Here is a 22,681-nt window from a genome sequence, read left to right as displayed (position 1 = left end):
ACCCTTTGTAATTTACACACTTTATAAGCAGAGAAATAAGCATGCAGCCAGCCCTGTAAATACCGCCTGCCCCATAAAAAACCTGCCAGCACCGCGGCACCGGCGTAATCCGGCGCAAGGATGACGGTTTGCGCAGCAGGGCATGCGCCGGTAGGATGGGCTTTGCATTCAGCCGGTTCCGGTATTATGGCTGCGGCTCCACGCTACATGTAAACGAACAGGTCAGCCAACCATGTCTTTGAAGAACCAGTCCCCGGCCCAGACAGCCACCACAGCCAATGCCAATGTGCAGTGGGGCGGACGATTTGCGGGTGGACCTTCGGACATCATGCAGGCCATCAACGCCTCCATCAGCTTTGATAAGGCCTTGTGGAAGCAGGATATAGCTGGCTCTCTGGCCCATGCTGCCATGCTTGCGCATGTGGGCATCATCTCAAAAGATGATGAGGCGGCAATCCGCAAGGGACTGACCGAAATTGGCGCGGAAATTGCCGCAGGCGACTTCGCCTTTTCCGAAGCGCTGGAAGATATTCACATGAATATCGAAGTCCGCCTGTCTGAACGGGTGGGGGAAGCCGGCAAGCGCCTGCACACCGCCCGCTCACGCAATGACCAGGTGGCCACCGACTTCCGCCTGTGGGTGCGTGACGCCATAGACGGGCTGGACCAGCAGGTGGCCTCGCTCATGCGCGCACTGGCGCAGCGGGCACAGGAACATGCGGCAGACCCCATGCCCGGCTTTACACACCTGCAAACCGCCCAGCCGGTCACCTTTGGCCACCACCTTATGGCTTACGTGGAAATGCTGGCCCGTGACCGGGGCCGTCTGGCCGACACACGCCGCCGCCTGAATGAATGCCCGCTGGGTTCAGCGGCCCTTGCTGGCACCTCCTTCCCCATTGACCGGGCCATGACAGCCGAACTCCTGCATTTTGACCGCCCGACCGCCAATTCGCTCGATGCGGTCTCGGACCGGGATTTTGCACTGGAATACCTGTCTGCACTGTCCATTCTGGCCATGCACCTCTCCCGCATGGCGGAAGAAATCGTGATCTGGTGTTCTTCCCCCTTCTCCTTCATCCGGCTGTCGGACGCGTTTACAACCGGGTCTTCCATCATGCCGCAAAAGCGCAACCCGGATGCGGCTGAACTGGTCCGTGCCAAAACAGGCCGCATTAACGGCAGCCTGATCGGGCTGCTGACGGTCATGAAAGGTCTGCCACTGGCCTATGCCAAGGACATGCAGGAAGACAAGGAGCCGGTTTTTGCCGCAACCGATGCCGCCGCCCTGTGCCTTGCCGCATGCGATGGCATGGTGCGCGACATGACCGCCAACACCCGGCAGATGCGCGCTCTGGCTGGTTCGGGCTATTCCACCGCAACCGATATCGCAGACTGGCTGGTACGGGTGCTCAAGGTGCCGTTCCGCACCGCCCACCACGTAACAGGCCGCCTTGTGGCCCGCGCAGAAGCCCAGAACATTGGTCTTGCGGAACTCACTCTGGCGGAAATGCAGGCCGAAGAACCGGGTATTACGCAGGATATTTATTCCGTCCTGAGCGTTGATGCCTCCATAGCCTCGCGCACAAGCCTTGGCGGAACCGCTGCATCCAACGTTATGGCGCAGGCCGCCCGCTGGCTGGACACACTGGCAGGCACCCCCACCACCACAAAAGGCTGAACATATGACCCCCCGCCTGTTCATGGGCCTGTTTCTGGCAACCGTCCTGTGCCTGCCACTGGCCGCCTGTGGCAAAAAGGGGCCTAATCAGGCTCCGGGTCCACGCAACAAGATTACCTACCCCCTCGTCTATCCACCGGACTGAGCGCAGCCCATGGCATAACAGGCCAGCCCCCGTGCGGCACCACCCGGGGTCTGGCCTGCCGTGCAGTGCGCTCACCCATGCTTCCGCCCTTTTTTGTCCAAGGCCCAGTTCGTTTCATGGCTGATTCACCCGCCTATACCGATGCAGACCCCTCGCTGGCTGAACTGCTGGCAACCCACCCGCACCTGAGCACAGACCCCTTGTGCGGGCTGATGTTTGAGGGCGTGCCCCTGAACGCCATAGCCGATGCCGTTGGCACCCCATGCTGGGTGCTCGGTGCTGGCACGCTGCGCCAGCGCCTTGCGCGCATGCGTACGGCCATGTCCGATGCGGGGCTGAATGTCAGAATTCATTACGCGGTCAAGGCGAATGACCATCTCTCCGTCCTGTCCCTTATCGGGCAGGAAGGGTATGGCGCGGATATTGTCAGCAGGGGTGAGCTTGCGCGCACACAAAAGGCTGGCATTGCAGCGCAGCGGGTGGTTTTTTCCGGCGTAGGCAAGACCGATGCGGAGCTGGAATATGCCATTGGTCTGGGCATTGGCCAGATCAACGTGGAAAGTGCGGAAGAACTGGCCATTATCTCGGCCATTGCAACGCGCCTTGGCAAACAGGCCACCATTACGCTGCGCGTCAACCCCGATGTGGATGCCGAAACCCACGCCAAGATCACGACCGGGCTGGCCGCCAACAAGTTTGGCATTCCGTTTGATAACGCTGCGGCTTTGTATGCCCATGCCTTTACCCTGCCGGGCATTAAACCGGTGGGGTTTGCAACCCATATTGGCAGCCAGATCCTCTCTACCGCGCCTTACCACGCAGCCTATGCCCGCGTGGCCGAACTGGTGCGCACCGTGCGTGCCAGTGGCCTGAGCGTAGAGGTCGTGGACTGTGGTGGTGGGCTTGGCATCAGCTACCGCAACGAGGTGGAGGGCCGGCCGGAAGCTCTGGCAGGCGCCATCCGGGCTGAACTGGGCGGACTTGACCTGCGGCTGAGCATAGAGCCGGGGCGCTGGCCCATTGGCCCCGCAGGTGTGCTGTTGAGCACCGTTATCCTGCGCAAGGAGGAAGGGCTCCCCAGCCCGTTCCTTGTGCTTGATGCCGCCATGAACGACATAGTCCGCCCCAGCATGTATGATGCATGGCATGGCCTTGTCCCCCTTGCGCCACAGGCCTTCAGCCAGCCTGTCGTCCCCACGCATGTTGTTGGCCCGGTCTGCGAAAGTGGTGACACGTTTGCGCGCGACCGCCTGCTGCCCCCACTTGGCCGTGCATCCCGTATAGCCATTCTGGACACGGGCGCTTATGGTGCAGTCATGAGTTCCACCTACAACAGCCGCCCTCTGGCCGCGCAGGTTCTGGTAGAAAACGGTCAATGGACAGTTATACGCCGCCGGCAGACACTGGAAGAACTGTGGCAGGATGAAGCCATGCCAGTTCCCCCGAACGGAAAAGCCTGACGCATGCGCGGTCTGAAGCAGGATCTGACCGCATCAACCGCGCAGGACGGCACGCTGGCGGCCCGTCTGGCCCATGTGCGCCGCCATGCGGCCCTTGTTTTGCACATTGAGCAGCTCTGGCCCGCCCTCCAGCCAACCGTGGCCATGCTGGGTGTTTACACTCTGGCGGGCCTGCTCCGCCTGCCCCAGCACCTGCCCGATGGCCTGCGCCTTGTCAGCGTGGCGGGCTGGCTGAGCCTGTGTGGCTGGCGGCTCCATACCGATCTGGGCCGCCTGCGCCCCACCACGCCAGAGGACATTGACCGCCGGATCGAGCAGGCATCCGGCCTGCGCAACCGCCCCCTTGCAACTCTGACAGATACCCCGGCCCCGCTCCCCCACGCCAGCAATATGCTCCTGTGGCAGGCTCACCGGCAGCGGCTTCTAGCCTCCCTTGGCCAGTTACGGGCAGGCTGGCCCGACCTTGCACCCAAAGGCCGCACACACCAGCTTGCGGCTGCGGGGCTGGTGCTGGCTCTTGGCGTGGCCAGCGGGGTTGCCGGGTCCTCGGCTCCGGGGCGTATTCTGGCCGCCTTCATTCCCGGCCGGGATGACCCGGATGTACCCCTCCCCCACATAGATGCGTGGATTACTCCCCCCGCCTATGCCCCGGACGCTCCGGTTTTTTTAAGCCCGAACCGCCCAGCCCCCCAGATGCAGGAAGGTGCCCGGCTTACCGTTATTGTTAACGGCTTGGCCTCCCACCCCGTGCTGCGAGGCACACACGGCATGGTGGTGCAGGACGCAAAACGCCAGAAACTGGCCCCCCATAGCTGGAAGCTGGAAGCCACGCTGACCCATAGCGGCCTGCTCAGGCTAACCGGCCGGGGGCGCACCCTTGCAAGCTGGTCCATGACCATTCTGCCCGACCTGGCTCCACAGGTTGCCTGGGGCCCATCCCCCGGAGCCTCCGGCAAGGAGGACTGGCATACCCGCCTGCCCTACACGGCCAGCCACGCCTATGGCCTGTCAGACATGCAGGTGGTGCTACACGTTCCCCACCCTGCCAGAGGGGCCAACCCCAAGCGGGAACTGAGCATTCCCCTGCCTTTAACCGGCCACCCCAAATCGGTTAAAAACGTGATTACCCCTGACCTGTCGGAAGACCCATGGGCCGGGCAGGAAGTGACGGGGCAGATTGTGGCAACCGCCACCAGCGGGCATCAGGGACAGAGCGAACCTGCCACGTTCAAACTCGGGAGCAGGGTTTTCCACTCCCCCATTGCCCGCGCCATTCTGGACGTGCGCAGGCGTTTTGCGCTGGAACAGGAAAAGCGTGAAGATACGGCGCAGGATCTGGAAGCACTGGGTGAAGCCCCCGGCCCTGTACGTGAGCATACGGGCATGTTCCTCAACCTGACCAGCATTGTAGCCCTGCTGGAAAATGCCGACATAGACACCCAGACCGCCCGCACCAGCGCCACCAACCTGCTATGGGACCTGGCTCTGGACATAGAAGACCGACGCACGGGCGATAACGCCAGCGCTCAGGCCTCGATTGATGTGCGGGCCGCACAGGCCGATGTCGCCCAGAAGCTGGCGGACATGAAGCGCAATGGCACCCACAACCAGCAGGCACAGGAAGAGCTTGAACAGAGCCTGAAGACGCTACAGGACGCCATTGCCCGCAAAATGCAGGCTCTGGCCGATAACGCCCTGCGCAACCATACGGCCATCCCCGACCTGCCCGGTTTTTCCGCAGCGGGGAATAAAGCATTCGATCGGCTGATGAAGCAGTTGCGCGCCGATGCCGCCAATGGCCGCTCGGGCGATGCCATGCAACGCCTGCAGGAAATGGAAAACGCAACCGAGCGCATGCGCAACGCCACACCGCAGGACCTTGCCGCTCTGGCCCAGCAGCTTCAGGCCCAGCAGAAAGCGCGTGAGCAGGCCGCCGCCCTGCATGACCTGACAACCAAGGAATCCAGTCTGCTGGACCATGCCCAGTCCCGGCTGGATGAACATGTACGGGCCCTTTCCCAACAACAGAGCGATCTGGCGGATGATGGGGATGGAGAAGCCGCGGAATACGCCAACCTGCCTACATCGGAACTCCTCCGCAGGCTCGGGCTTTCCGCCCCACCCAATATGGGCGGAGGCGGCACAGGCCCGCAGCCCCGGCCCTCATCCGACAATGCCCCGCCCCCGGCTGGCCTGCCAGACCCCGCCAAAGCCGAAGCACAGGCCAGCGCACGCCGCACCGAACGTGCGACCCAGCATGCGCTTGAACAGGCATTGAGCGAGCTTAAAGATGAGTTCAAGGAGCTAACCGGCAAAACCCCCGATGCATTTGAACAGGCCAGCAAAAGCATGGCTACGGCCCGCAGGGCGCTGGCTGACGGGGATGATGCTGCAGCCGCCAGTGCTGAGGAAAAAGCACTCGAAGCCCTGCGCCAGAGCCGCAAGCAGATGCAGGACAGCATGAAGGGCAATGGCCAGAACACAACGCCCAGCTTTTTGCCCTCCTTTGGGGGGAGTGGCGACGGGTCATCCGGTTCAGGCAATGCGGGAGAGAGCGGGAATGGCCAGCCCTCCGATACTGCGGGCGAAGGTGGGGACGACGAAAACACGACAGGCAAAGACCCGCTGGGCCGTAAGGAAGGCGAAGGGGCGGACCAGAATACGGATGATAGCACCCATATTCCCGACACGGTAGCCCGCCAGCGCGCGCGTGAGATTGAGCAGGAACTCCGCCGCCGCGATTCAGACCGAACCCGCCCGCAACAGGAACTGGAATATCTGGACCGCCTGCTCAAACCTTTCTGAGCAGGCGGTCCGTAACCCCGCACCAATATCTGCTGCTCCACCGGTGCCGAACGGCTGGTTATGCCCCCATAGGGACCCCGCAATGCGCAGGCCCCGCCTACCCGCGCCAAAAGCCGCGTTGCACATAATGGAAAAGAACCGCCACACTGCGGCATAACGGATGGGCACAGGGTGCCAGTTGCAAGCCCGCTGCCCCATAAGGGAGAGCCTTCATGTTCGCCATGCGTCTGCACAGCCCGCGCACCCCGCTGCAATGGGAGGAACTGCCCGACCCAACCCCCGGTCCGGGCCAGATTCGGGTCAAGGTTCTGGCCTGTGGCGTATGCCGGACCGACCTGCATGTCGTGGATGGAGACCTGACCCACCCCAAACTGCCCGTAACCCCCGGGCACGAAATTATTGGTCGGGTTGACCTGCTGGGGAGTGGCGTAACCTCCCTTACCGTTGGCCAGCGCGTAGGTATTCCGTGGCTGGGCCATACATGCGGCCACTGCTCCTACTGCGCCACAGACCATGAAAACCTGTGTGACCACCCTATTTTTACCGGCTACACGCGCGATGGCGGTTACGCCACAATGGCCGTGGCCGATGCGCATTTTGCATTCCCCATGGGGGAGGAAGGCTCGGACGTCTCCCTCGCCCCTCTGCTCTGCGCAGGACTGATCGGGTGGCGCTCACTTGGCAAAACGGGTAATGCCCAAAAAGTTGGCCTGTATGGCTTTGGGGCAGCAGCCCATATTATTGCGCAGGTTCTGGTGTGGCAAAAGCGCGAGGTTTATGCCTTTACCCGCTCGAATGACACCAAAACTCAGGAATTTGCCCGCTCGCTCGGCGTAAAATGGGCCGGTGGGTCGGATACACTCCCACCCGAGCAACTGGATGCAGCCATTATTTTTGCCCCTGATGGGGCTCTGGTTCCCGCAGCCCTTAAAACCCTGCGCAAAGGGGGGCGCGTGGTGTGTGCAGGGATTCACATGAGTGAAATCCCCGCTTTTTCCTACGATACGTTATGGGAAGAGCGCGATATTGTATCTGTTGCCAACCTGACGCGTGAAGACGGGCTGGAGTTTCTCTCCCTCGCGCCCAAAATTGGCATCCACACCACCACCACAACCTACGCACTCAAGGACGCCAACAAAGCGCTGGATGATTTGCGCCACGGCCGGTTTGACGGCGCTGCCGTGCTGGTGCCCTAAGCGGGCATGTCCTCCATGCTGGCAGCCGCAAGAATGGCAGCCAGCAGACCGGGAAAACGACTTTCCAGTTCCTGCTCGCGCAGGGAATTCATGTGAGTAACCCCCACCACTTCGGTCCGGACAAGCCCCGCCTTGCGCAGCACCGCAAAATGGTGGGAGACGGAGGATTTTGGCCGTCCATCCTGCAACGGAGCGCAGGGCTGGGGCTGACAGACCGCAAGCTTGCGCACCACTGCCAGCCGGAACGGGTCGGACAGGGCGTAAAGCAGGCAGGACAACTGCATATCCTGCGCCAGTGGGTGGTCATACTGCTTCATGACAACTGCTTGACCTGCCTCTTCCCTTGCTTTGCCCGTTAGTTCGACTATAGTCGAACTAACGGGTTATGATGCCCTTTGTAGCAGGAGCACGGTTCATGCCAACGCTTTTCGATCCTTATACCCTCAAAGGCAGTACAATACGCAACCGCATTGCTGTTGGCCCCATGTGCCAGTACCAGGCACAGGACGGCATGCCTAATGACTGGCATAGTGTGCATTATGCCTCGCTCGCCCGTGGTGGGGCCGGGCTTGTCACGCTTGAGGCCACCGCTGTCTCTCCCGAAGGGCGGATTACCCCCAACTGTCTCGGCCTGTGGAATGATGCACAGGCACAGGCCTATGCTCCCATTGTTGCCAGCATCCGCAAGACCGGGGCTACGCCGGGTATCCAGATCGCCCATGCAGGGCGCAAGGCCAGTGCCCATGTACCATGGGAAGGGGATGACCATATTGCCGCCACCGACCCGCGCGGCTGGCAGCCTATTGGCCCCTCCCCCGTTGCCTTTGGTGCCAACCTGCCCCGCGCACCACATGAAATGACCCTGGCGGACATTGAACGCGTTAAAAACGACTTTGTCGCAGCCGCAATACGTGCGCGTGACGTGGGTTTTGAATGGCTGATGCTCCATTTTGCCCATGGCTATTTGGCGCAGAGCTTCTGGTCCACGCATTCCAACAAGCGCACGGACCAGTATGGTGGCCCGGCAGAAAACCGGGGCCGCTTCCTGCTGGAAACACTGGCAGCCGTGCGCGCCGTCTGGCCCGAGGACCGCCCGCTGACTGCCCGTTTTGGCGTGATTGAATTTGATGGCAACGATGCGCAGACACTGGAAGAATCCATTGCTCTCGTGCGCAGGATGAAAGAGCACGGGCTGGACTTTATTGATGTCAGCATAGGGTTTTCCACCCCTGAAGCCACCATTCCATGGGGACCTGGGTTTATGGCCCCCATAGCCCATAAAGTCCGGCAGGAAGCGGGTTTGCCCGCCACCACATCATGGTACATCAATGAAGGCCGTCAGGCTGATGCCCTGATCCGTAACGAGATTGTGGATGTCGCCACAATCGGCCGCCCGCTGCTGGCCAACCCACACTGGCCGCATGAGGCCGCGCGTATTCTGCATGCCAAGGACGCAAATACCATTCTGCCACCATCCTACGCATGGTGGCTCTCACGCTACCAGTAACGCGGTTACTGGTCATATACCCCGCACAGGCCATACACTTGTGCGGGAGTACCGCGTGCTGCCTGCACAAGTGCGCAGTCTGCCCGCACACACCTCCCCAAAAAACCGATCGAAGTGGCTCTAGTCCGCCTTGGGCATGCCCACACATTCCGCCGGGCCGGGGAATGTACGCGTGCGCACGGCATGGGCGTAGTCAGCCACAGCGCGGTCCACTTCCTGCCCCAGATTGGCAAATTTACGCACAAAACGTGGGGTAAAGTCGGGGAACAGGCCGAGCATGTCCTCCGCAACCAGAATCTGCCCATCGCACTGGGGCGATGCGCCTATGCCAATGGTCAGAATCCCCAGAGCTTCGGTTATGGCGCGCGAGAGCGGTTCCATTGTACTCTCGATCACCACGGCAAAGGCTCCGGCTTTTTCCACCGCCAGCGCATCGGCCATAACCTGTTCGGCCTCGCTCCCGCGCCCAACGGTCCGAAACCCCCCATGCGCATGCACAGCCTGCGGCTTAAGCCCGATATGCCCGATAACCGGAATCCCCCGCTGGACCAGAAACTCTATGGCCGGGGCCATTTCCTGCCCGCCTTCAAGCTTGACACAACCTGCCCCGGTTCTGGCCATAATATCCGCCGCAACACGGAACGCCTGCTGCGGGCTTTCCTGATAACTACCAAAAGGCATATCCACGGCTACGCAGGCCTTCTGGCTCCCACGTACTACAGCCTGACCGTGGGCGACCATCATGTCCACACTTACGGCCAGTGTGGACTCCATGCCGTACACCACCATACCCAGCGAATCCCCCACCAGAAGCAGGTCGCAATGCGGGTCCAGCAGGCGGGCCATGGGTGTTGTGTAGGCGGTCAATGCGACTACGGGCGTATCCAGCGCCGCCAGAGAACGAGGCGTATGCCGCCGCACTGTTTGGTGTTTGCTCAAGACCTCTACTCCCCGTCACACTTGGATACCCGGAACCGGATGCAGCTTTTCCCCGAACCCCGGCATATGTCCAGCCCAAATGGCTATAAATCTTTTGCCAATTTCCACCCGCCATAAACCGCATAAAACCTCTTAACCCACCACAGGCAAAGAATAGTTCCCCAAAGCCATTGACAACCCCGGGAACAGGCTTTAGGTGAGTGCTCAACAAGTCGGAGGGGTGCCCGAGTGGCTAAAGGGGGCGGACTGTAAATCCGCTGGCGTACGCCTACGTTGGTTCGAATCCAACCCCCTCCACCATTTTCCCAGAAATTTAAAATTACTGTGATTTTACAGCATTTTCCTGCTGTATGTTCTCACATATCTGGCTGACATTACAGGCAACATGCGATGATCTGCGGATATTCGTAGCTGCCTGCGCAGGACTATTCCCTCCGGTACCATCCGCTACGGGTTGACTTCTGCCAGCATCCGGCATGTCGGATGCCACTCCCAAATGCCAAGGCCAACACAGGCAACAAACAAAACAGGCAGGCCAATGGTCTGCCTGTTTTGTAACAACCTGCATCAACGCCGCAGGCTGTTACGTGCTTTGTATTTCAGATCACACGGCCTGCAATGCTTTTGAGCTTACCCATCAGTTCAGGGTCACGCGCATCGGGAGCTGTAATCAACGCATATTCCAGTGCGCGGTCACAGCCTGTGCTGCACAGACCACGCTTTTTGCCACCCAGTGCGGGAATAACCGCTTTGACCAGCGCCTTGGCTTTGGCAGAGTTGGCCTGCATGGTTTTAACAACGCTGTCTACCGTCACGTTATCATGCTCGGTGTGCCAGCAGTCATAATCAGTCACCATGGCAACAGTGGCGTAACAGATTTCCGCCTCCCGGGCCAAGCTGGCTTCTGGCATGTTGGTCATGCCAATAACCGAGCAGCCCCATGTGCGGTAAAGTTCGCTCTCCGCACGGGTGGAAAACTGCGGGCCTTCCATAACCAGATACGTCCCCTTGCGGGTGGCCTCAATACCCAGCCTGTCGGCCTCGGCCTTGAGGACATCGCCCACGCGGTTGCACAGCGGGTCCGCCATGGAAATATGGGCGACACACCCCGTATCAAAAAAGCTTTTGTCCCGCGCAATCGTGCGGTCAATAAACTGGTCGATAATCACGAACAGGCCTGGCGGCAGTTCTTCCTTGAGCGAGCCTACCGCAGAGAGGGAAACAATATCGGTCACCCCAGACATTTTAAGCGCTGCAATATTGGCCTTGTAGTTCAGGCGTGAGGGCGGAATAGGGTGGCCACGGCCATGGCGGGGCAGAAACACGCATTTTACGCCATCCAGCCGCCCGAATAAAAGCTGGTCGGAAGGCATGCCCCACGGGGTTTCCACCGTGCGCCATTCCTTGTCTTCCAGACCATCAATATCGTACAGGCCAGACCCGCCAACCAGACCGATAACGGGTTCTACAACTTCATTTTCTGACATCAGACCAGAGTCTCCGGTTTAAAATCGCAAACAGCACGGCAAGAAAGCACAGATACAGCCCCGCTCCCACACCCAACCTGCGGCGCTGGTCCAGATGGGGGGCAGAAACCCAGGCAAGGAAGGTTGTCACGTCCCGTGCTTCGGCCTGCACATCGGGCACTGTGCCATCTGCGTATTTGACCTCGTTGCCATGCAACGGGGGGGGCATGGCCGTAAAGTGGCCAATGGCATAGGGGTTGGAAAAACCACGCCCGATCTGGCGCACAGGTCGCGGACCGTACCCAACCAGCAAGCCATACAGCCTGTCCGGCCCACCGGGATAAACCTGAAGAATGCGGGAAAGATCGGGCGGCACCACCCCCTGATTAGCCGCCAGAGCCGCCTCTGGCCCGGAATAGGGGGATGGCAGGGCATCATCCGGGCGGGCAGCGCGGTGCCTGAGCCGCCCTTCCGCATCCAGCCCGTCTGGCACCTGCCAGGTATCCGCCAGAGCGGCCACCTCCGCAGGTTGCAGGCCCATCCCCTCAAAATCGGAAAAATGAAGCTGCGACAGGCTGTGGCAGGAGGCGCAGGACCCTGCAAAAACCGCGTAACCACGCTGGACTGCGGTCAGGTCAAAATGCCCCAGAGCACCTGTAAAAGACCATTGCTGCCGCGCGGCGGGAGCAGGCCCGTGCGCAGGTTGCGCCAGGGCACTACACGCCCACAGCAGACCAGTTCCAAGAACCACACACCGTCGGACCATCATGCCCTGCTCCCCCGCCACAAACGGCCAGCAAGGGGCAGATAGAGCAGAAAATAGGCGTAATACCCTACCATACCCAGCCGGGCCACCAGCATCCACCCCCCCTGCATGTGGTGCAGGCCCGCGCATGCAACCACCACAGCAGAGCAGACAGGCAGACCCACAAGCCCCAGCCTCACCACCACAGGTGCGCTGTGGGTGGCATCCGTTGCACGGTCCAGCCAGGGGACGGCAAACAGGACAGCCACCGCCCCACCAGAGAGCAGCAGCCCCCCCAGCTTGAACGGCACAGCCTGCATCATTCCGTAAAAAGGCAGAAAATACCATTCCGGCTCAATATCCGCCGGGGTGTGCAGCGGGTTGGCCGGGCGATAATTGGCAGGCTCGACGATAAGCTCCGGCCAGAAGCACAGCACCCCGACAAAGGCGAGTGCAACCACCACAATGGCCAGCATGTCCCGCACCGTGAAATAGGGGTGAAAAGGCAAAACCCCCGTTACCGCGGCCGGGCGGGCAGATGGGCTGGAACTCCCCCGCGCATGCACATGGGCAATATGCCCAACCACCACCCCCACGATCAGGAGCGCCAGCCCGAAATGCAGGGCAAACATGCGGTGCAGGGTCGGTGTGCCGGGGGCATCCCCGCCCAGAAAAACACCCTCCAGCCACCCGCCAGCAAGTGGGAACGCCCCCACGGCCTTACCCGCGACATCCGCCCCCCAATAGGACATCTGCCCCCAGGGCAGCACATATCCGGCAAAGGCCGTAATCATAACCATGACCAGCAGGGCGCACCCGCTCAGCCACACCGCACGACGTGGCGGCAGGTAAGAGCGGTAGTACAGCCCCCGCAGCAGGTGCACATACAGGGCCAGCATGAAAAAAGACGCGCCGGTCATGTGCATGGCGCGTAGCAGCCAACCTGCGGGCATACGACGTTCAATGCTTTCGACCGAACCAAAGGCCAGCCCCGCATCGGGCGTATAGACCAGCGTAAGGGTCAGCCCGGTAAGCAGCATAAGGGCCAGTATGACGCAGAGAATGGCCCCTATGGTCCACAGCCAGTTCAGATCCGCGGGGAGTGGCAGGTGGCCATAGGCCTTGACCCACGCACCCAACCGGCCCTGCCTTACAGGCTCCGCGCCCTGCCCGTTCTGGCAGACTGGTTTGCCAGCCATTGCACTTCTCCCCCATGATCCACCACATTCGGGCGCACTCCGGTTCCCGTTTAACGATGAACCGGATAATCTTGCAATGACCGGCCCTAAGGCGCACCCCTTGAAAAAATGCCCTGAGCCGATTCTCTGCTGGCCGGGCAGCAGACCAGTATGGAAAGAGTTTACACATGACGCCGATAAAGCCTGCCTCCGTTCCCTCGCACGACAAGCTCAAGGACGCGGCACGCACATGGTTTGAAACTCTGCGTAACCAGATATGCACAGCCTTTGAAACCATTGAGGCAGACGCCGCCGCACAGAACAGCCCGGTACTGCCCGGCCACGAACAGCCCGCCTGCTTCGAACGCAAAAGCTGGAACCGCCTGAATGAAGACGGAACCCCCGGCGGCGGCGGCGTGATAAGCCTGATGCGGGGCCGGGTTTTTGAAAAAGTGGGCGTCAACATCTCCACCGTGGAGGGAACATTCCCCCCCGACTTTGCGGCCACCATTCCCGGCGCGACCGAAAACCCGCATTTTTTTGCAACCGGCATCAGCCTTGTTGCCCATATGTGCAGCCCGCTGGTCCCTGCCGCTCACTTTAACACCCGCATGATCATTACAACGCAGGGCTGGTTTGGTGGTGGGGGCGATATTACCCCCATGTTCCCCGCCAGCGCCGAAGCGCAGGACGATGCCGCCACATTCCATGATGCCTTTGCCAGGGCATGCAATGCGCACGACCCGGAGTATTATCCGCGCTTCAAGGCATGGTGTGACAAATATTTCTACCTTCCTCACCGCAACGAACCGCGTGGCCTTGGCGGTATTTTTTATGACCGGCTGGACAGCGGCAATGCGGAAGAGGACTTTGCCTTTACCAAAGATGTCGGCCTTGCTTTTCTGGATGCCTACCCACGCATTGTTCGTGGCCGGATGATGGAACCCTGGACCCCTGAACAGCGCGATGCCCAGCTTGTGCGCCGTGGCCGCTACGTGGAATTCAACCTGCTGCATGACCGGGGCACGCTGTTCGGACTTAAAACCGGCGGCAATACGGAAGCCATTCTGATGAGCATGCCCCCAGAGGTTAAATGGCCGTAATAAAATGGCCGTGTTTCTGCCGTTAAGTGCGCATAGTATGGAGGAGCGATAACCACAATGAAGGCTATTGGTGTTTGTCTACTCTCATCCCTGCTTCTTCAATGATGCATCGCCCTCATGGCCTCACTCTGTCGCGCCGTCTGTTTCTGGGCGGGGCACTGGGGAGTATGGCCGCAGCAGCCACGGCCCATGCGGCGGATGACATACTGGTAGGCCCTGCCCCCACCGCCACGTCCGACCAGACCACAAGGCTGATTGTGGCTGGCAGCGCAGAAACACCCTGTGGCACATGGGCAACCCGGCTGGCCCCGGACATGGCAAAAGAGCTGGAGCAACCTCCCTTTGACCTCACCTTCACCACCGGGTGGGACGGGGTAACAGGAGCAAACCTGTTTGATGCGCAGGAGCAGCTCAGTTCCGCCTCCAGTACATTACTCGTCCCCGGCACAGCACTGATGGCCGCCATGGCCGGGGACAGCCGCGTACATTACGCCTATCAACGCTGGTCGCCCGTGTTGACAATATGCCAGCCCTGCGTGGTTGTGGGGCATGTCAGCCTGCACCGCTCACTTGGCATTATTCTCAGCGGCAAAACCACCCGCGTTGCGGTTTCCACCCCCACCGGGCCCGAACTGCCGACCCTTCTGGCCTTTGACCTGCTGGCCCTGCGCCCCCTGCCAGTCAGTGGCTACGCAACGCCAGATGACGCCATGGCCGCCCTGACCAACGGACTGGTCGATGCCATTCAACTCCCCATGGACGCGGCCCTGAAGGAGCGGCTGGACGCACTGGCCACCAAAGGATTTATCCCGCTTTTTCTCAACGCCGATGCGCCACCCATGCCAACACCGGCGGATCTGGCGCTGCCCCCCCCCTTCCTGACCATATTGCAGCAAGAACGCAGGACATCCACCCCGGCTTTTCTGCCGCAGGCATGGCAGGCCATTGCTTCTGCCGCCAGCCTTAAGGCAGCCCTTGTGCTGCCCCTGTTAACGCCCCCCGCCAAAGTCGCGCGCTGGCGGCATGCGGCGGAAACATGCGCTGCCCGACTGAACCTGCAACAGATTGCGCTGGCTAACGGGCAGACCGTACTTTCGGGCACGAAATGTATTGCGTCTTATGACATGGCCACCCCTGACGTTAATGCAGGCATGGCGTTCCGCCGCTGGCTGGCCCTTAACCTGCCACGCTGGAAAAGCACTCCCTCCGCGCAGCCCTTACCGCCTGCGCCTGCGCAGTAAAATCCGGACGGAACCTTTATTCCCCTCATGAGGGTAAGCCAGCCCCAGAATGCTGGCACGCATTTCCGGCCGCTCCAGCCAATGGGGCAGTTCGCGCCGTAAAATGCCCCCTTCCTGCCCCGTTCCCAGCCCTGTAATGATTTCCACACAGCGCAGGCCACGATGGGCGGCCACATCCATAAATTCTCTCAGGCGCACAAACGCTTCCTGCGCGACCATGCCGTGCAGGTCCAGACGCTTGTCCACCCGCATGCTCCCCTGATGAAAACGCCGCCAGCTATAGTCATCCACACCGGGCTGGCGCTGGCCAATTTTTTCCGCAATGGGAGGCGCTGGCCTTACTGTTACGGGCGAGACCGCTGGAGCATGGTGGGCAGTTGGGCGCTCCTCCCACAGCAGGCTGCCTGCGGGGCTGATTTTGGGTTGTCTTTTTTTGTAATGCGTTTGCGGGATGGCCGTTACGCTCTGCGGCATGGAAGCGGCGTCCTGACCAAATGCCGTATCCGCCATGGGGGGAACAAGACTGGCGCTGCTCAGAGGAGCCACATCACGCACCACCAGCGCCCAGAGCTGCTTTTCCGCCTCCTGTAACTGACGCCGTCTTTTTACCACCCTGCCACCTATCGCACTTTATGCCAACCAATCCGCTCCGTGCACGATCTGCCACAAACACAAACGGCCCATCCAACAGGCTTTATCACCTGCAGACGAGCCGTTGTTCAAGCACAGAAAGCGGACATCCGCAAAGATGCCCGCCCCGTCTGCTCCTGTTTTACTGTTTGATATCGGTCAGTTCATGACCTTCATACTTGCCGGTCAGGGTCTGCAGGAACGCCACAATATCCGCTACATCCTGATCAGACGGATTGCTGTCCGGCGTCTGGTAGTGCGCCATTTTACGCACGGCTTCATCCAGTGTTTTTACGCTGCCGTCATGGAAGTAAGGCGCAGTCAGCGTGATGTTGCGCAAGGTGGGCACTACAAAGCGGTTCTGGTCCAGCTTTTTATGGCTGATGGCATAAATGCCCTCATCCGCATCTGTCAGCTTGCCGCCGCGATCCTTGAAGTAATCGGACTCCAGCCCCATGACTTCGTAACCACCGCCACCGACGTCAATACCGCTATGGCAACCCGAACAGCCAATGGCCTTGAAGCGCTCGTAACCACGCCTGGCCTGCGGGCTGATCGCATCCTCCTTGCCCTTGAGGTATTCATCAAACGGGCTGTCCGGCGTGATCAGGGTTTTTTCATACTCGGCAATGGCCTGCGTAATGGTCTGCTGATCAACCTGCACGTCCGGGCCAAAGGCGGCCTTGAACATACCGGCGTAATCGGGGTCTGTCGCCAGCTTTTTGGCGACTTCCGACCAGTCATGCGACCCCATTTCCAGCGGGTTCATAACCGGGCCTGCGGCCTGTGCGGCAAGGTCTGGTGCACGGGCGTTCCAGAACTGGGCGACCTTGAAATATGCATCATACACGGTTGGCACGTTAATCGGGCCTTTCTGGCCGCCAATACCGGTTGCGGTTACCAGATTATCCACCCCACCCTTGTCCAGCCCGTGGCAGCTTGCGCAGTTGAGCGTGTTGTCGCCTGACAGTTTTTTGTCAAAAAACAGCTTTTTGCCCAGCGCAACCTTTACAGGGTCCACATCCACGCTTTCCGGCACGGGGCGTACGGGTTCGGCAGCCAGTGCCTAGGTTGCACCCGTATTGGCGTAGTATTTACGCCGGGTCTGCTGCACCCATGCCAGAATGTCCTGCCGCTCGGCATTGGACAGATGCGCATGCCAGTGCAGCAGCAGATACTGTGCCGGGGGCATGCGGTTCTGCACAATGACTTCCTCAATGCGCGACAGTTCTTCTTCCGATGGTGGCGTGCCATGCTCAAACGCATGCAGAACAGGTTCCATACGGAAATGGCGCAACCCCTGATCGCGATCCCTCTCCATAATCGTATTCGCCACTGGCAGACGGAAGTAAAAAGGCAGATCCCGACCTGTTGCGTGACAGTAATCACAGCGCGCTTCATTCAGCGCATTAAACGCAGCCAAAGCAACGGGGTCTTTATGTGTTGGTGAAGTCGGCACAAGTTCTGTCGCTGTTACATGGTCATAATGCTGCAAAAAAGCAACTGTACCGCCATATGCCAGCAGACCAACCCCTGCCAGAGAGACTAATATACGTTTCAAACCCCGATCCCCCGGTTCTATTTCTTTCTCTTATACATTTTATTCATTCCTGAGCCCGTTGTGTTTGATGCACATCAAAATGTCAAAACGATTATTTTTATCGTAATAATAGATAAATCCGATCAGGCGAGCGGGCTACTCACCAGATCGTGCATAAGCCGTGCCCGGGCTATGGCCACGTACTCCGCATCTATTTCCATCCCCACACCACTGCACCCAAGGCGCTGGGCGGCCAGCAGGGTGGTGCCGGTGCCCATAAACGGGTCCAGCACCCGGCAGCCGGATTTGCCGTGGAGCAGAATGCACTGCTCGGGCAGGGCTATGGGGAAGGTGCCGGGATGGTCAAATTTTTCCGCCCGCCCACGCACGGTCTCGTAAGGGATAAACCACGCATCCCCCCGGCAGCGGCGGTCCTGCTGGTGGCCACGGCGGGCTATGTTGGTTTTGTCCTTGTAGGGTACCCCTGCACTCAGCCGGTCCAGCGGCACATCCCCTTCGAGCGTGAAGTGAAAAAGATTTTCATGCCCACGGTGCAGGTAGCGCTGGCTGTTCATGGGTTTAAAATGGCCAAAGCTATCCTCCCCCACGGAGATGGATTTGACCCATGAAATATGGTTTTGCAGCACAAACAGGTCGCGCAGGCGCACCGCCAGCTCAAATGGCAGCCATGGCTGGGCGGATGAGCCAGAAATATTCAGAAAAAACGATCCGTCCGGCTTAAGCACCCGCTGCAACTGCGCTGCAACCGTCATCATCCAGTCCAGATAATCGTTTTCTTCCCGCCGGTCAGGGTAACTCCGGTAGGACAGACCAATATTATAGGGGGGGGATGTAACAATCACATCCACGGTTTCGGCCTGCATGCGCCGTAACGCACGCAGGCAGTCGCCTAGAACAATGTCCTGACGACCAACCTTATAGCGTTTTGCCCGTACGGGCGGGATGGTGGAACCCGTGGCCGGCTTGTCCGCACTCACGCACTACGCGCCGCCGCAAGACGCCAGCCACTGCCACCAACGCCCAGCAGGCGCTCCAGCGTCCACATATCAGAAAACTCGGTTACGGCATCCGTGCCGGTGACCGGCTGGCCAGCCTGATCTTCCACCAGGCTGATCTGGTCGGACACAATACGCACATCAATGGCCACTCCCAGCCCCACGTCCAGCTTTGTCAGCCGCACGTCCTCGATGGCAAGCGCGCGCACGGCCTGAATGTCTGTCCGCTGTTTCTGCCCTGCGGCTTCGCGCGCGGTAATGGCGGCATCGAACGAGTTATAGGCCGCAGGCGTCAGGTAGGTTTTGAGCACATCCCGGTTGCCCTGCGCGTAGGCTCCCACAACCTGTGCGAACACGGTCTGCACGCTCATCAGAAACTGCTGGGGGGTAAACCCTGTGTCCTGCTGGTGAATCTCAACCAGCAACTGCCCGACCCGCGTACCGGAGGATGGCACATCATACTCAACGGCGGGGCCAGCCGGCTCCACTCTGTTTTCCACCATACGGGGCGCTGCCTCCGCACGGGGGGGAACAGGCATGCTGGGGGGCTGGATGCCAACGCGCTTGCCCAGAACACTCCGCAACCGCAGAGCCAGAAAAGCGGCTACCAAAGCCAGAAGAACCAGATCGACCGGAAAGTGGTCGAGAGAAAAATCCATCTGTTAAACGTCCACCAATCTGCCTGCACACAGCGTTTGCAGGTTTGTATATTATTACGGGAAGGGCACTTTCCCTCGGGCTCTCATTATCACATAGTCATGCCAGCGCGCGGATACAATGAATACCAGCCCATCCGCCCTTGTAAAAGACCATTCCTGTTTTAAAAACCCCTCAGGTCACCATGATCATCCTGCGTCATTGCGAAAGTGAGTTCAACCGCCTGTATAACCTGAGCGGGCGTGACCCCAGCGTGCCCGACCCCGCCCTTTCCGCCCAGGGGCAGGACCATGCCTATGCGCTGGTGGATGAACTCCGGCACAAAAACATCACCCGTATTCTGGTTTCGCCCTTTACCCGCGCCCTGCAAACCGCCACCCCCATTGCCCGCGCACTGGGCCTTACGCCGCAGGTAACGCCCCTTGTGCGCGAACGGGGCATGTATTCGTGCGATGTTGGCTCCCCCGCCTCTGTGCTGATGCGGGACTGGCCACAGCTTGATTTTGCCCACCTGCCGGAAAAATGGTGGTCTCCCTTACCGGAATCCGACCGCGCACTCACCCTGCGGGCGCAGCAGTTCCGCGAGCAGATGCGCAGGGACACCCCACATGAGCACACACTGGTTGTGTCGCACTGGTGGTTCCTGCTCGAACTGAGCAGCCAGAGTCTGGAAAACGGGGACTGGCTCCATCTTTCCCCATAAAAAGCAAACGCCCTTATCCGCACGCCTGCATGGGCCCCCAGCCTGCAAAGACCCGGATTGGAGTGTTGGCTAACCCCGCAGGTCATGCTACCGCCTTAAGGGAACCCAATACGTTTGAGAGCAGGAAGCTGTCATCAATGTCCGATACTGCCCAGTCCGTTCCACCCGCCCTGCCACTGGCCATTAACCTCCAGTACACGCGCGATCTTTCCTTTGAAGTGCCCGTTGGGGCAGAAATTTTTGCAACCCTGCGCGCTCAGCCCCAGATCAGTGTCAACATCGATGTGCAGACCAGTCGCCTGCAGAGCGATCAGATGGTTTACGAAGTCACCCTGAGCATCAAGGCCGAAGCCAAGGAAGCCCCGGAAACGGAAAACGGCCCCGCCGGGCGCACGGTGTTCCTGACCGAACTGGTTTATGCCGCAGTTGTCACCCTGACCAACCCGCCGCCTGAACTGATCGAACCCATCCTGCTGGTTGAAGTGCCGCGCCTGATCTTCCCCTACGCACGCAACATCATCAGCGATGTCACGCGTGATGGTGGGTTCCCCCCCATTGTGCTGCAGCCGATTGACTTTGTGGCCCTGTGGCAGGCCCGCCGCGCAGAATTCCCCGAAGCAGCAGGCCACGCATAAGCCTCTGCTTTGGGTGTAACAGCGCCTTGCAAAAACCCGGCTCCGTTATGGCAGCCGGGTTTTTTTATGTGTTCAGACTGCCCAGAGCCGCAAGCATGGCCGGGGCATCCGGTGTAGCGGCCACCGTAACCGGCCCCAGCCAGCCCGCAAGCTGCACGGCCTGCGCTACCTCGTGCGAAATAACAACGGCGCGCAGGGCCAGCACCTGCGCATACAGGTGGCCACGGGGCACACTGGCCAGCCAGTTCCGGGCACTCCGGGCCGAAAAAAACAGAACCGCCGCAACCTGCCCGGCCTGCAACGCCTGACCGGCGGGGACGGGAAAATCCACCACCGCACTGGCCCGGTAAGCAACCCGCCGCACAACACTAAAACCATGGCTCCGCAGGCTTTGCGCCAGTTCCACCCCCTGCCCCGCGCCGGAAAAAAGCAGGAGTGTTCCCTGCTTCGGGGAGCACGTACCAACAAGCAGGTGTACGAGCGCCTGCGCATTACCCCTGGCACTGCACACCGTAACAAACCCGGCCGCCCGCGCTTTTTGTGCAGTGCGGTCGCCCACGGCAAAAACAGGAACGGAGGGGCTGACACTTTCCGCCGCGGCGGCAACGGCCTGCCCACTGGTCAGCAGCAATGCGGCAGGCTGGCGTGGCAAATGCCGCACAGGGCAGGCACACACATGCAGGGCCGGGGCAGGAAGAGGGACCCACCCCGCGCGGGCCACCGCCAAAGCTGTCTCCCCCAACCCCGGCTCCGGCCGGGTGATGAGGACACCACGCGACAACGACGGCAACAAATGCGAAGACGGCGGAGGCATGGAAGGCAGCCTGTGTGTGTTTTTACGCGTTTTCCTCAAAAATATCAGCCGGGCTATCCCTGCGCAGGCTGCATCCCAGTTCACGCCCCAGCCGTGCAGCATCCTCCGGCGCACCACTTATGCTGCGCTTGAGCAGGAAGGACCCGTCCTCCCGCGCCACAAGGCCAGTCAGGTGCAGTTTGGGCGTATCCCCCGCCACAACGGGAATAAGCTGGGCATAACCCCCAATCGGCGTACGGCATGACCCGTCCAGCTCCGCCAGCAGGGCGCGCTCGGCCGTGGCAACGGCACGGGCTTCGTAATCCTCAATGGCGGACAGCAGTTCGCGCAGTTCAACATCGTCCTCACGCACCGTCACACCAACAATGCCCTGCCCGGCGGCGGGAACCATAACGGTGGGAGAAAGCACAATACTGGCCCGCTCGGCCATGCCAAGGCGGCGCAGACCCGCCAGCGCAAGCAAGGTGGCATCGCACTGCCGGGCGGCAAGCTTGTCGAGTCGGGTCTGCACGTTGCCGCGCAGCAGGCCAAATTTAAGGTCCGGGCGCACATGCAGCATCTGCGCCTGACGGCGGACAGAAGCACATCCGACCAGAGCACCTTCGGGCAGGGCCGAATACGGATCATCCGGATCGGACTGTTCCAGCCGGGGGCCAAGGATCAGTGCGTCCCGCGCATCTTCGCGCTTGAGCGTGCAGGCCAGCACCAGACCGGGGGGGAGCGTTGTTTCCAGATCCTTGAGGCTATGCACGGCAAAATCAATCCGCCGGTCTGCCAGAGCCTCATGGATTTCCTTTGCAAACAGGCCCTTACCGCCAATTTCCGCAAGCCTGCGGTTTTGCACCTGATCACCCGTGGTGTTGATCTGGTGTTCCTGAAAGGCGTTCATGTCCCGCAAGACGGGGCAGAAGCGCGTCAGCGTGGTCAAAAATGCGCGTGTCTGGACCAGCGCCAGAGGAGACCCACGCGTGCCCACCCGCAAAGGCAGGGAGTGACGTCCCGAATGACTGCCCGCCTTTTTCTGGCGTGCAGCCGCTTCTGCGGCAATCTCCTGCAAGGCGGGAGAAAGGACAGGTGAGGAAGGGTAGGCTGAATCCATAAGATGTGTCTATTACCGGGAATGGAGAAAGGACAAGATACGATGAAGCCCGGCTGGTCTGAAAAACTTGCGCGACCGGAAAAACATTCCGCCCCTCCCCATCCGTTGCATTCGTGCGAGA

At 60.4% G+C, this 22,681-nt stretch carries 20 protein-coding genes, 1 tRNA gene and 1 pseudogene; 11 read left to right on the top strand and 11 right to left on the bottom strand.

Annotation, left to right across the window (positions count from 1 at the left end):
* Positions 1-232 precede the first annotated feature (232 nt).
* From argH to AB2L51_RS04305, 5 genes are all read left to right on the top strand, one after another.
* Entirely contained in the window at positions 233-1,681 is a 1,449-nt protein-coding gene (argH, locus tag AB2L51_RS04325; RefSeq protein ID WP_395581189.1) for an argininosuccinate lyase, read from the top strand.
* Positions 1,682-1,685: 4 nt separating this feature from the next.
* Positions 1,686-1,826 carry a hypothetical protein gene (locus tag AB2L51_RS04320; RefSeq protein WP_395581188.1) on the top strand — a complete coding sequence of 47 codons (141 nt, stop codon included), beginning with the start codon at positions 1,686-1,688 and terminating at the stop codon, positions 1,824-1,826.
* A gap of 116 nt (positions 1,827-1,942) precedes the next feature.
* Positions 1,943-3,286, top strand: a complete 1,344-nt coding sequence (lysA, locus tag AB2L51_RS04315; RefSeq protein WP_395581187.1) for a diaminopimelate decarboxylase — start codon at positions 1,943-1,945, stop codon at positions 3,284-3,286.
* 3 nt (positions 3,287-3,289) lie between these two features.
* A complete protein-coding gene (locus tag AB2L51_RS04310; RefSeq protein WP_395581186.1) occupies positions 3,290-6,091 on the top strand; it encodes a DUF4175 domain-containing protein in 2,802 nt (933 codons plus the stop codon).
* Positions 6,092-6,303: 212 nt separating this feature from the next.
* Positions 6,304-7,287 (top strand): zinc-dependent alcohol dehydrogenase family protein, encoded by a 984-nt coding sequence (locus tag AB2L51_RS04305; RefSeq protein WP_395581185.1) that lies wholly within the window; start codon positions 6,304-6,306, stop codon positions 7,285-7,287.
* Here the strand turns inward: AB2L51_RS04305 and AB2L51_RS04300 are convergent.
* A complete protein-coding gene (locus AB2L51_RS04300) occupies positions 7,284-7,604 on the bottom strand; it encodes an ArsR/SmtB family transcription factor (protein ID WP_395581184.1) in 321 nt (106 codons plus the stop codon). The two genes, AB2L51_RS04305 and AB2L51_RS04300, sit on opposite strands and share 4 nt — an antisense overlap.
* A gap of 98 nt (positions 7,605-7,702) precedes the next feature.
* On the opposite strand from AB2L51_RS04300, the gene AB2L51_RS04295 reads away from it, so the two are divergent.
* Entirely contained in the window at positions 7,703-8,794 is a 1,092-nt protein-coding gene (locus tag AB2L51_RS04295; RefSeq protein WP_395581183.1) for an NADH:flavin oxidoreductase/NADH oxidase, read from the top strand.
* Between the two features lie 120 nt (positions 8,795-8,914).
* Here AB2L51_RS04295 and panB read toward each other — a convergent pair whose 3' ends face one another.
* Positions 8,915-9,733, bottom strand: a complete 819-nt coding sequence (gene panB, locus AB2L51_RS04290) for a 3-methyl-2-oxobutanoate hydroxymethyltransferase (RefSeq protein WP_166110678.1) — start codon at positions 9,731-9,733, stop codon at positions 8,915-8,917.
* A gap of 214 nt (positions 9,734-9,947) precedes the next feature.
* Here panB and AB2L51_RS04285 point away from each other — a divergent pair.
* A tRNA-Tyr gene (locus AB2L51_RS04285) sits at positions 9,948-10,033 on the top strand.
* Between the two features lie 299 nt (positions 10,034-10,332).
* On the opposite strand, the gene AB2L51_RS04280 is transcribed toward AB2L51_RS04285, so the two are convergent.
* Genes AB2L51_RS04280 through AB2L51_RS04270 form a run of 3 tightly spaced genes read right to left on the bottom strand, consistent with a single transcriptional unit; the run spans position 10,333 to position 13,143 of the window.
* Positions 10,333-11,220: an S-methyl-5'-thioadenosine phosphorylase gene (locus AB2L51_RS04280; protein WP_395581182.1), complete on the bottom strand. Its 888-nt coding sequence runs from the start codon at positions 11,218-11,220 to the stop codon at positions 10,333-10,335.
* Positions 11,207-11,968 (bottom strand): cytochrome c1, encoded by a 762-nt coding sequence (locus AB2L51_RS04275; protein WP_395581181.1) that lies wholly within the window; start codon positions 11,966-11,968, stop codon positions 11,207-11,209. Before AB2L51_RS04275 ends, AB2L51_RS04280 begins: the two co-directional genes overlap by 14 nt.
* Positions 11,965-13,143 carry a cytochrome b gene (locus tag AB2L51_RS04270; RefSeq protein WP_395581180.1) on the bottom strand — a complete coding sequence of 393 codons (1,179 nt, stop codon included), beginning with the start codon at positions 13,141-13,143 and terminating at the stop codon, positions 11,965-11,967. The genes AB2L51_RS04275 and AB2L51_RS04270 overlap by 4 nt, the downstream gene beginning before the upstream one ends.
* Positions 13,144-13,310: 167 nt before the next feature.
* Here AB2L51_RS04270 and hemF point away from each other — a divergent pair, with 167 nt between their 5' ends.
* Together hemF and AB2L51_RS04260 are read left to right on the top strand one after the other, a co-directional pair.
* Positions 13,311-14,225, top strand: a complete 915-nt coding sequence (gene hemF, locus AB2L51_RS04265) for an oxygen-dependent coproporphyrinogen oxidase (RefSeq protein ID WP_395581179.1) — start codon at positions 13,311-13,313, stop codon at positions 14,223-14,225.
* Positions 14,226-14,326: 101 nt separating this feature from the next.
* Positions 14,327-15,466, top strand: coding sequence for a hypothetical protein (locus AB2L51_RS04260; RefSeq protein ID WP_395581178.1), 1,140 nt, complete (start codon positions 14,327-14,329; stop codon positions 15,464-15,466).
* Here AB2L51_RS04260 and AB2L51_RS04255 read toward each other — a convergent pair.
* The 4 genes and pseudogenes from AB2L51_RS04255 to AB2L51_RS04240 form a co-directional block, all read right to left on the bottom strand.
* Positions 15,443-16,078: a Smr/MutS family protein gene (locus tag AB2L51_RS04255; protein ID WP_395581177.1), complete on the bottom strand. Its 636-nt coding sequence runs from the start codon at positions 16,076-16,078 to the stop codon at positions 15,443-15,445. The two genes, AB2L51_RS04260 and AB2L51_RS04255, sit on opposite strands and share 24 nt — an antisense overlap.
* Positions 16,079-16,238: 160 nt before the next feature.
* Positions 16,239-17,657: pseudogene (locus AB2L51_RS04250) on the bottom strand (cytochrome-c peroxidase).
* Between the two features lie 122 nt (positions 17,658-17,779).
* Positions 17,780-18,634, bottom strand: a complete 855-nt coding sequence (locus AB2L51_RS04245) for a DNA-methyltransferase (RefSeq protein WP_395581176.1) — start codon at positions 18,632-18,634, stop codon at positions 17,780-17,782.
* Positions 18,631-19,311 carry a Tim44/TimA family putative adaptor protein gene (locus AB2L51_RS04240; RefSeq protein WP_395581175.1) on the bottom strand — a complete coding sequence of 227 codons (681 nt, stop codon included), beginning with the start codon at positions 19,309-19,311 and terminating at the stop codon, positions 18,631-18,633. The genes AB2L51_RS04245 and AB2L51_RS04240 overlap by 4 nt, the downstream gene beginning before the upstream one ends.
* 182 nt (positions 19,312-19,493) lie before the next feature.
* On the opposite strand from AB2L51_RS04240, the gene AB2L51_RS04235 reads away from it, so the two are divergent.
* Together AB2L51_RS04235 and secB are read left to right on the top strand one after the other, a co-directional pair.
* Positions 19,494-20,012 (top strand): histidine phosphatase family protein, encoded by a 519-nt coding sequence (locus AB2L51_RS04235; RefSeq protein ID WP_395581174.1) that lies wholly within the window; start codon positions 19,494-19,496, stop codon positions 20,010-20,012.
* 137 nt (positions 20,013-20,149) lie between these two features.
* Positions 20,150-20,647 (top strand): protein-export chaperone SecB, encoded by a 498-nt coding sequence (gene secB / locus AB2L51_RS04230; RefSeq protein ID WP_395581173.1) that lies wholly within the window; start codon positions 20,150-20,152, stop codon positions 20,645-20,647.
* 64 nt (positions 20,648-20,711) lie between these two features.
* Here the strand turns inward: secB and AB2L51_RS04225 are convergent, their stop codons facing one another.
* Together AB2L51_RS04225 and hemC are read right to left on the bottom strand one after the other, a co-directional pair.
* The gene (locus AB2L51_RS04225; RefSeq protein WP_400920892.1) at positions 20,712-21,368 is read right to left on the bottom strand and encodes a uroporphyrinogen-III synthase; all 657 of its coding nucleotides are present in this window, start codon (positions 21,366-21,368) and stop codon (positions 20,712-20,714) included.
* A gap of 115 nt (positions 21,369-21,483) precedes the next feature.
* Positions 21,484-22,560, bottom strand: coding sequence for a hydroxymethylbilane synthase (gene hemC / locus AB2L51_RS04220; RefSeq protein ID WP_086645310.1), 1,077 nt, complete (start codon positions 22,558-22,560; stop codon positions 21,484-21,486).
* Positions 22,561-22,681 lie beyond the last annotated feature (121 nt).

Origin of the sequence: Acetobacter fabarum (assembly GCF_040702925.2) — a bacterium.
Lineage (GTDB): Bacteria > Pseudomonadota > Alphaproteobacteria > Acetobacterales > Acetobacteraceae > Acetobacter > Acetobacter fabarum_B.
This window is presented reverse-complemented; position numbering and strand designations above follow the sequence as displayed.

Coding starts and splice junctions, on each gene's coding strand:
- argH (WP_395581189.1), top strand. CDS start 233: ATGTCTTTGAAGAACCAGTCCCCGGCCCAGACAGCCACCACAGCCAAT.
- AB2L51_RS04320 (WP_395581188.1), top strand. CDS start 1,686: ATGACCCCCCGCCTGTTCATGGGCCTGTTTCTGGCAACCGTCCTGTGC.
- lysA (WP_395581187.1), top strand. CDS start 1,943: ATGGCTGATTCACCCGCCTATACCGATGCAGACCCCTCGCTGGCTGAA.
- AB2L51_RS04310 (WP_395581186.1), top strand. CDS start 3,290: ATGCGCGGTCTGAAGCAGGATCTGACCGCATCAACCGCGCAGGACGGC.
- AB2L51_RS04305 (WP_395581185.1), top strand. CDS start 6,304: ATGTTCGCCATGCGTCTGCACAGCCCGCGCACCCCGCTGCAATGGGAG.
- AB2L51_RS04300 (WP_395581184.1), bottom strand. CDS start 7,604: ATGAAGCAGTATGACCACCCACTGGCGCAGGATATGCAGTTGTCCTGC.
- AB2L51_RS04295 (WP_395581183.1), top strand. CDS start 7,703: ATGCCAACGCTTTTCGATCCTTATACCCTCAAAGGCAGTACAATACGC.
- AB2L51_RS04280 (WP_395581182.1), bottom strand. CDS start 11,220: ATGTCAGAAAATGAAGTTGTAGAACCCGTTATCGGTCTGGTTGGCGGG.
- AB2L51_RS04275 (WP_395581181.1), bottom strand. CDS start 11,968: ATGATGGTCCGACGGTGTGTGGTTCTTGGAACTGGTCTGCTGTGGGCG.
- AB2L51_RS04270 (WP_395581180.1), bottom strand. CDS start 13,143: ATGGCTGGCAAACCAGTCTGCCAGAACGGGCAGGGCGCGGAGCCTGTA.
- hemF (WP_395581179.1), top strand. CDS start 13,311: ATGACGCCGATAAAGCCTGCCTCCGTTCCCTCGCACGACAAGCTCAAG.
- AB2L51_RS04260 (WP_395581178.1), top strand. CDS start 14,327: ATGATGCATCGCCCTCATGGCCTCACTCTGTCGCGCCGTCTGTTTCTG.
- AB2L51_RS04240 (WP_395581175.1), bottom strand. CDS start 19,311: ATGGATTTTTCTCTCGACCACTTTCCGGTCGATCTGGTTCTTCTGGCT.
- AB2L51_RS04235 (WP_395581174.1), top strand. CDS start 19,494: ATGATCATCCTGCGTCATTGCGAAAGTGAGTTCAACCGCCTGTATAAC.
- secB (WP_395581173.1), top strand. CDS start 20,150: ATGTCCGATACTGCCCAGTCCGTTCCACCCGCCCTGCCACTGGCCATT.
- hemC (WP_086645310.1), bottom strand. CDS start 22,560: ATGGATTCAGCCTACCCTTCCTCACCTGTCCTTTCTCCCGCCTTGCAG.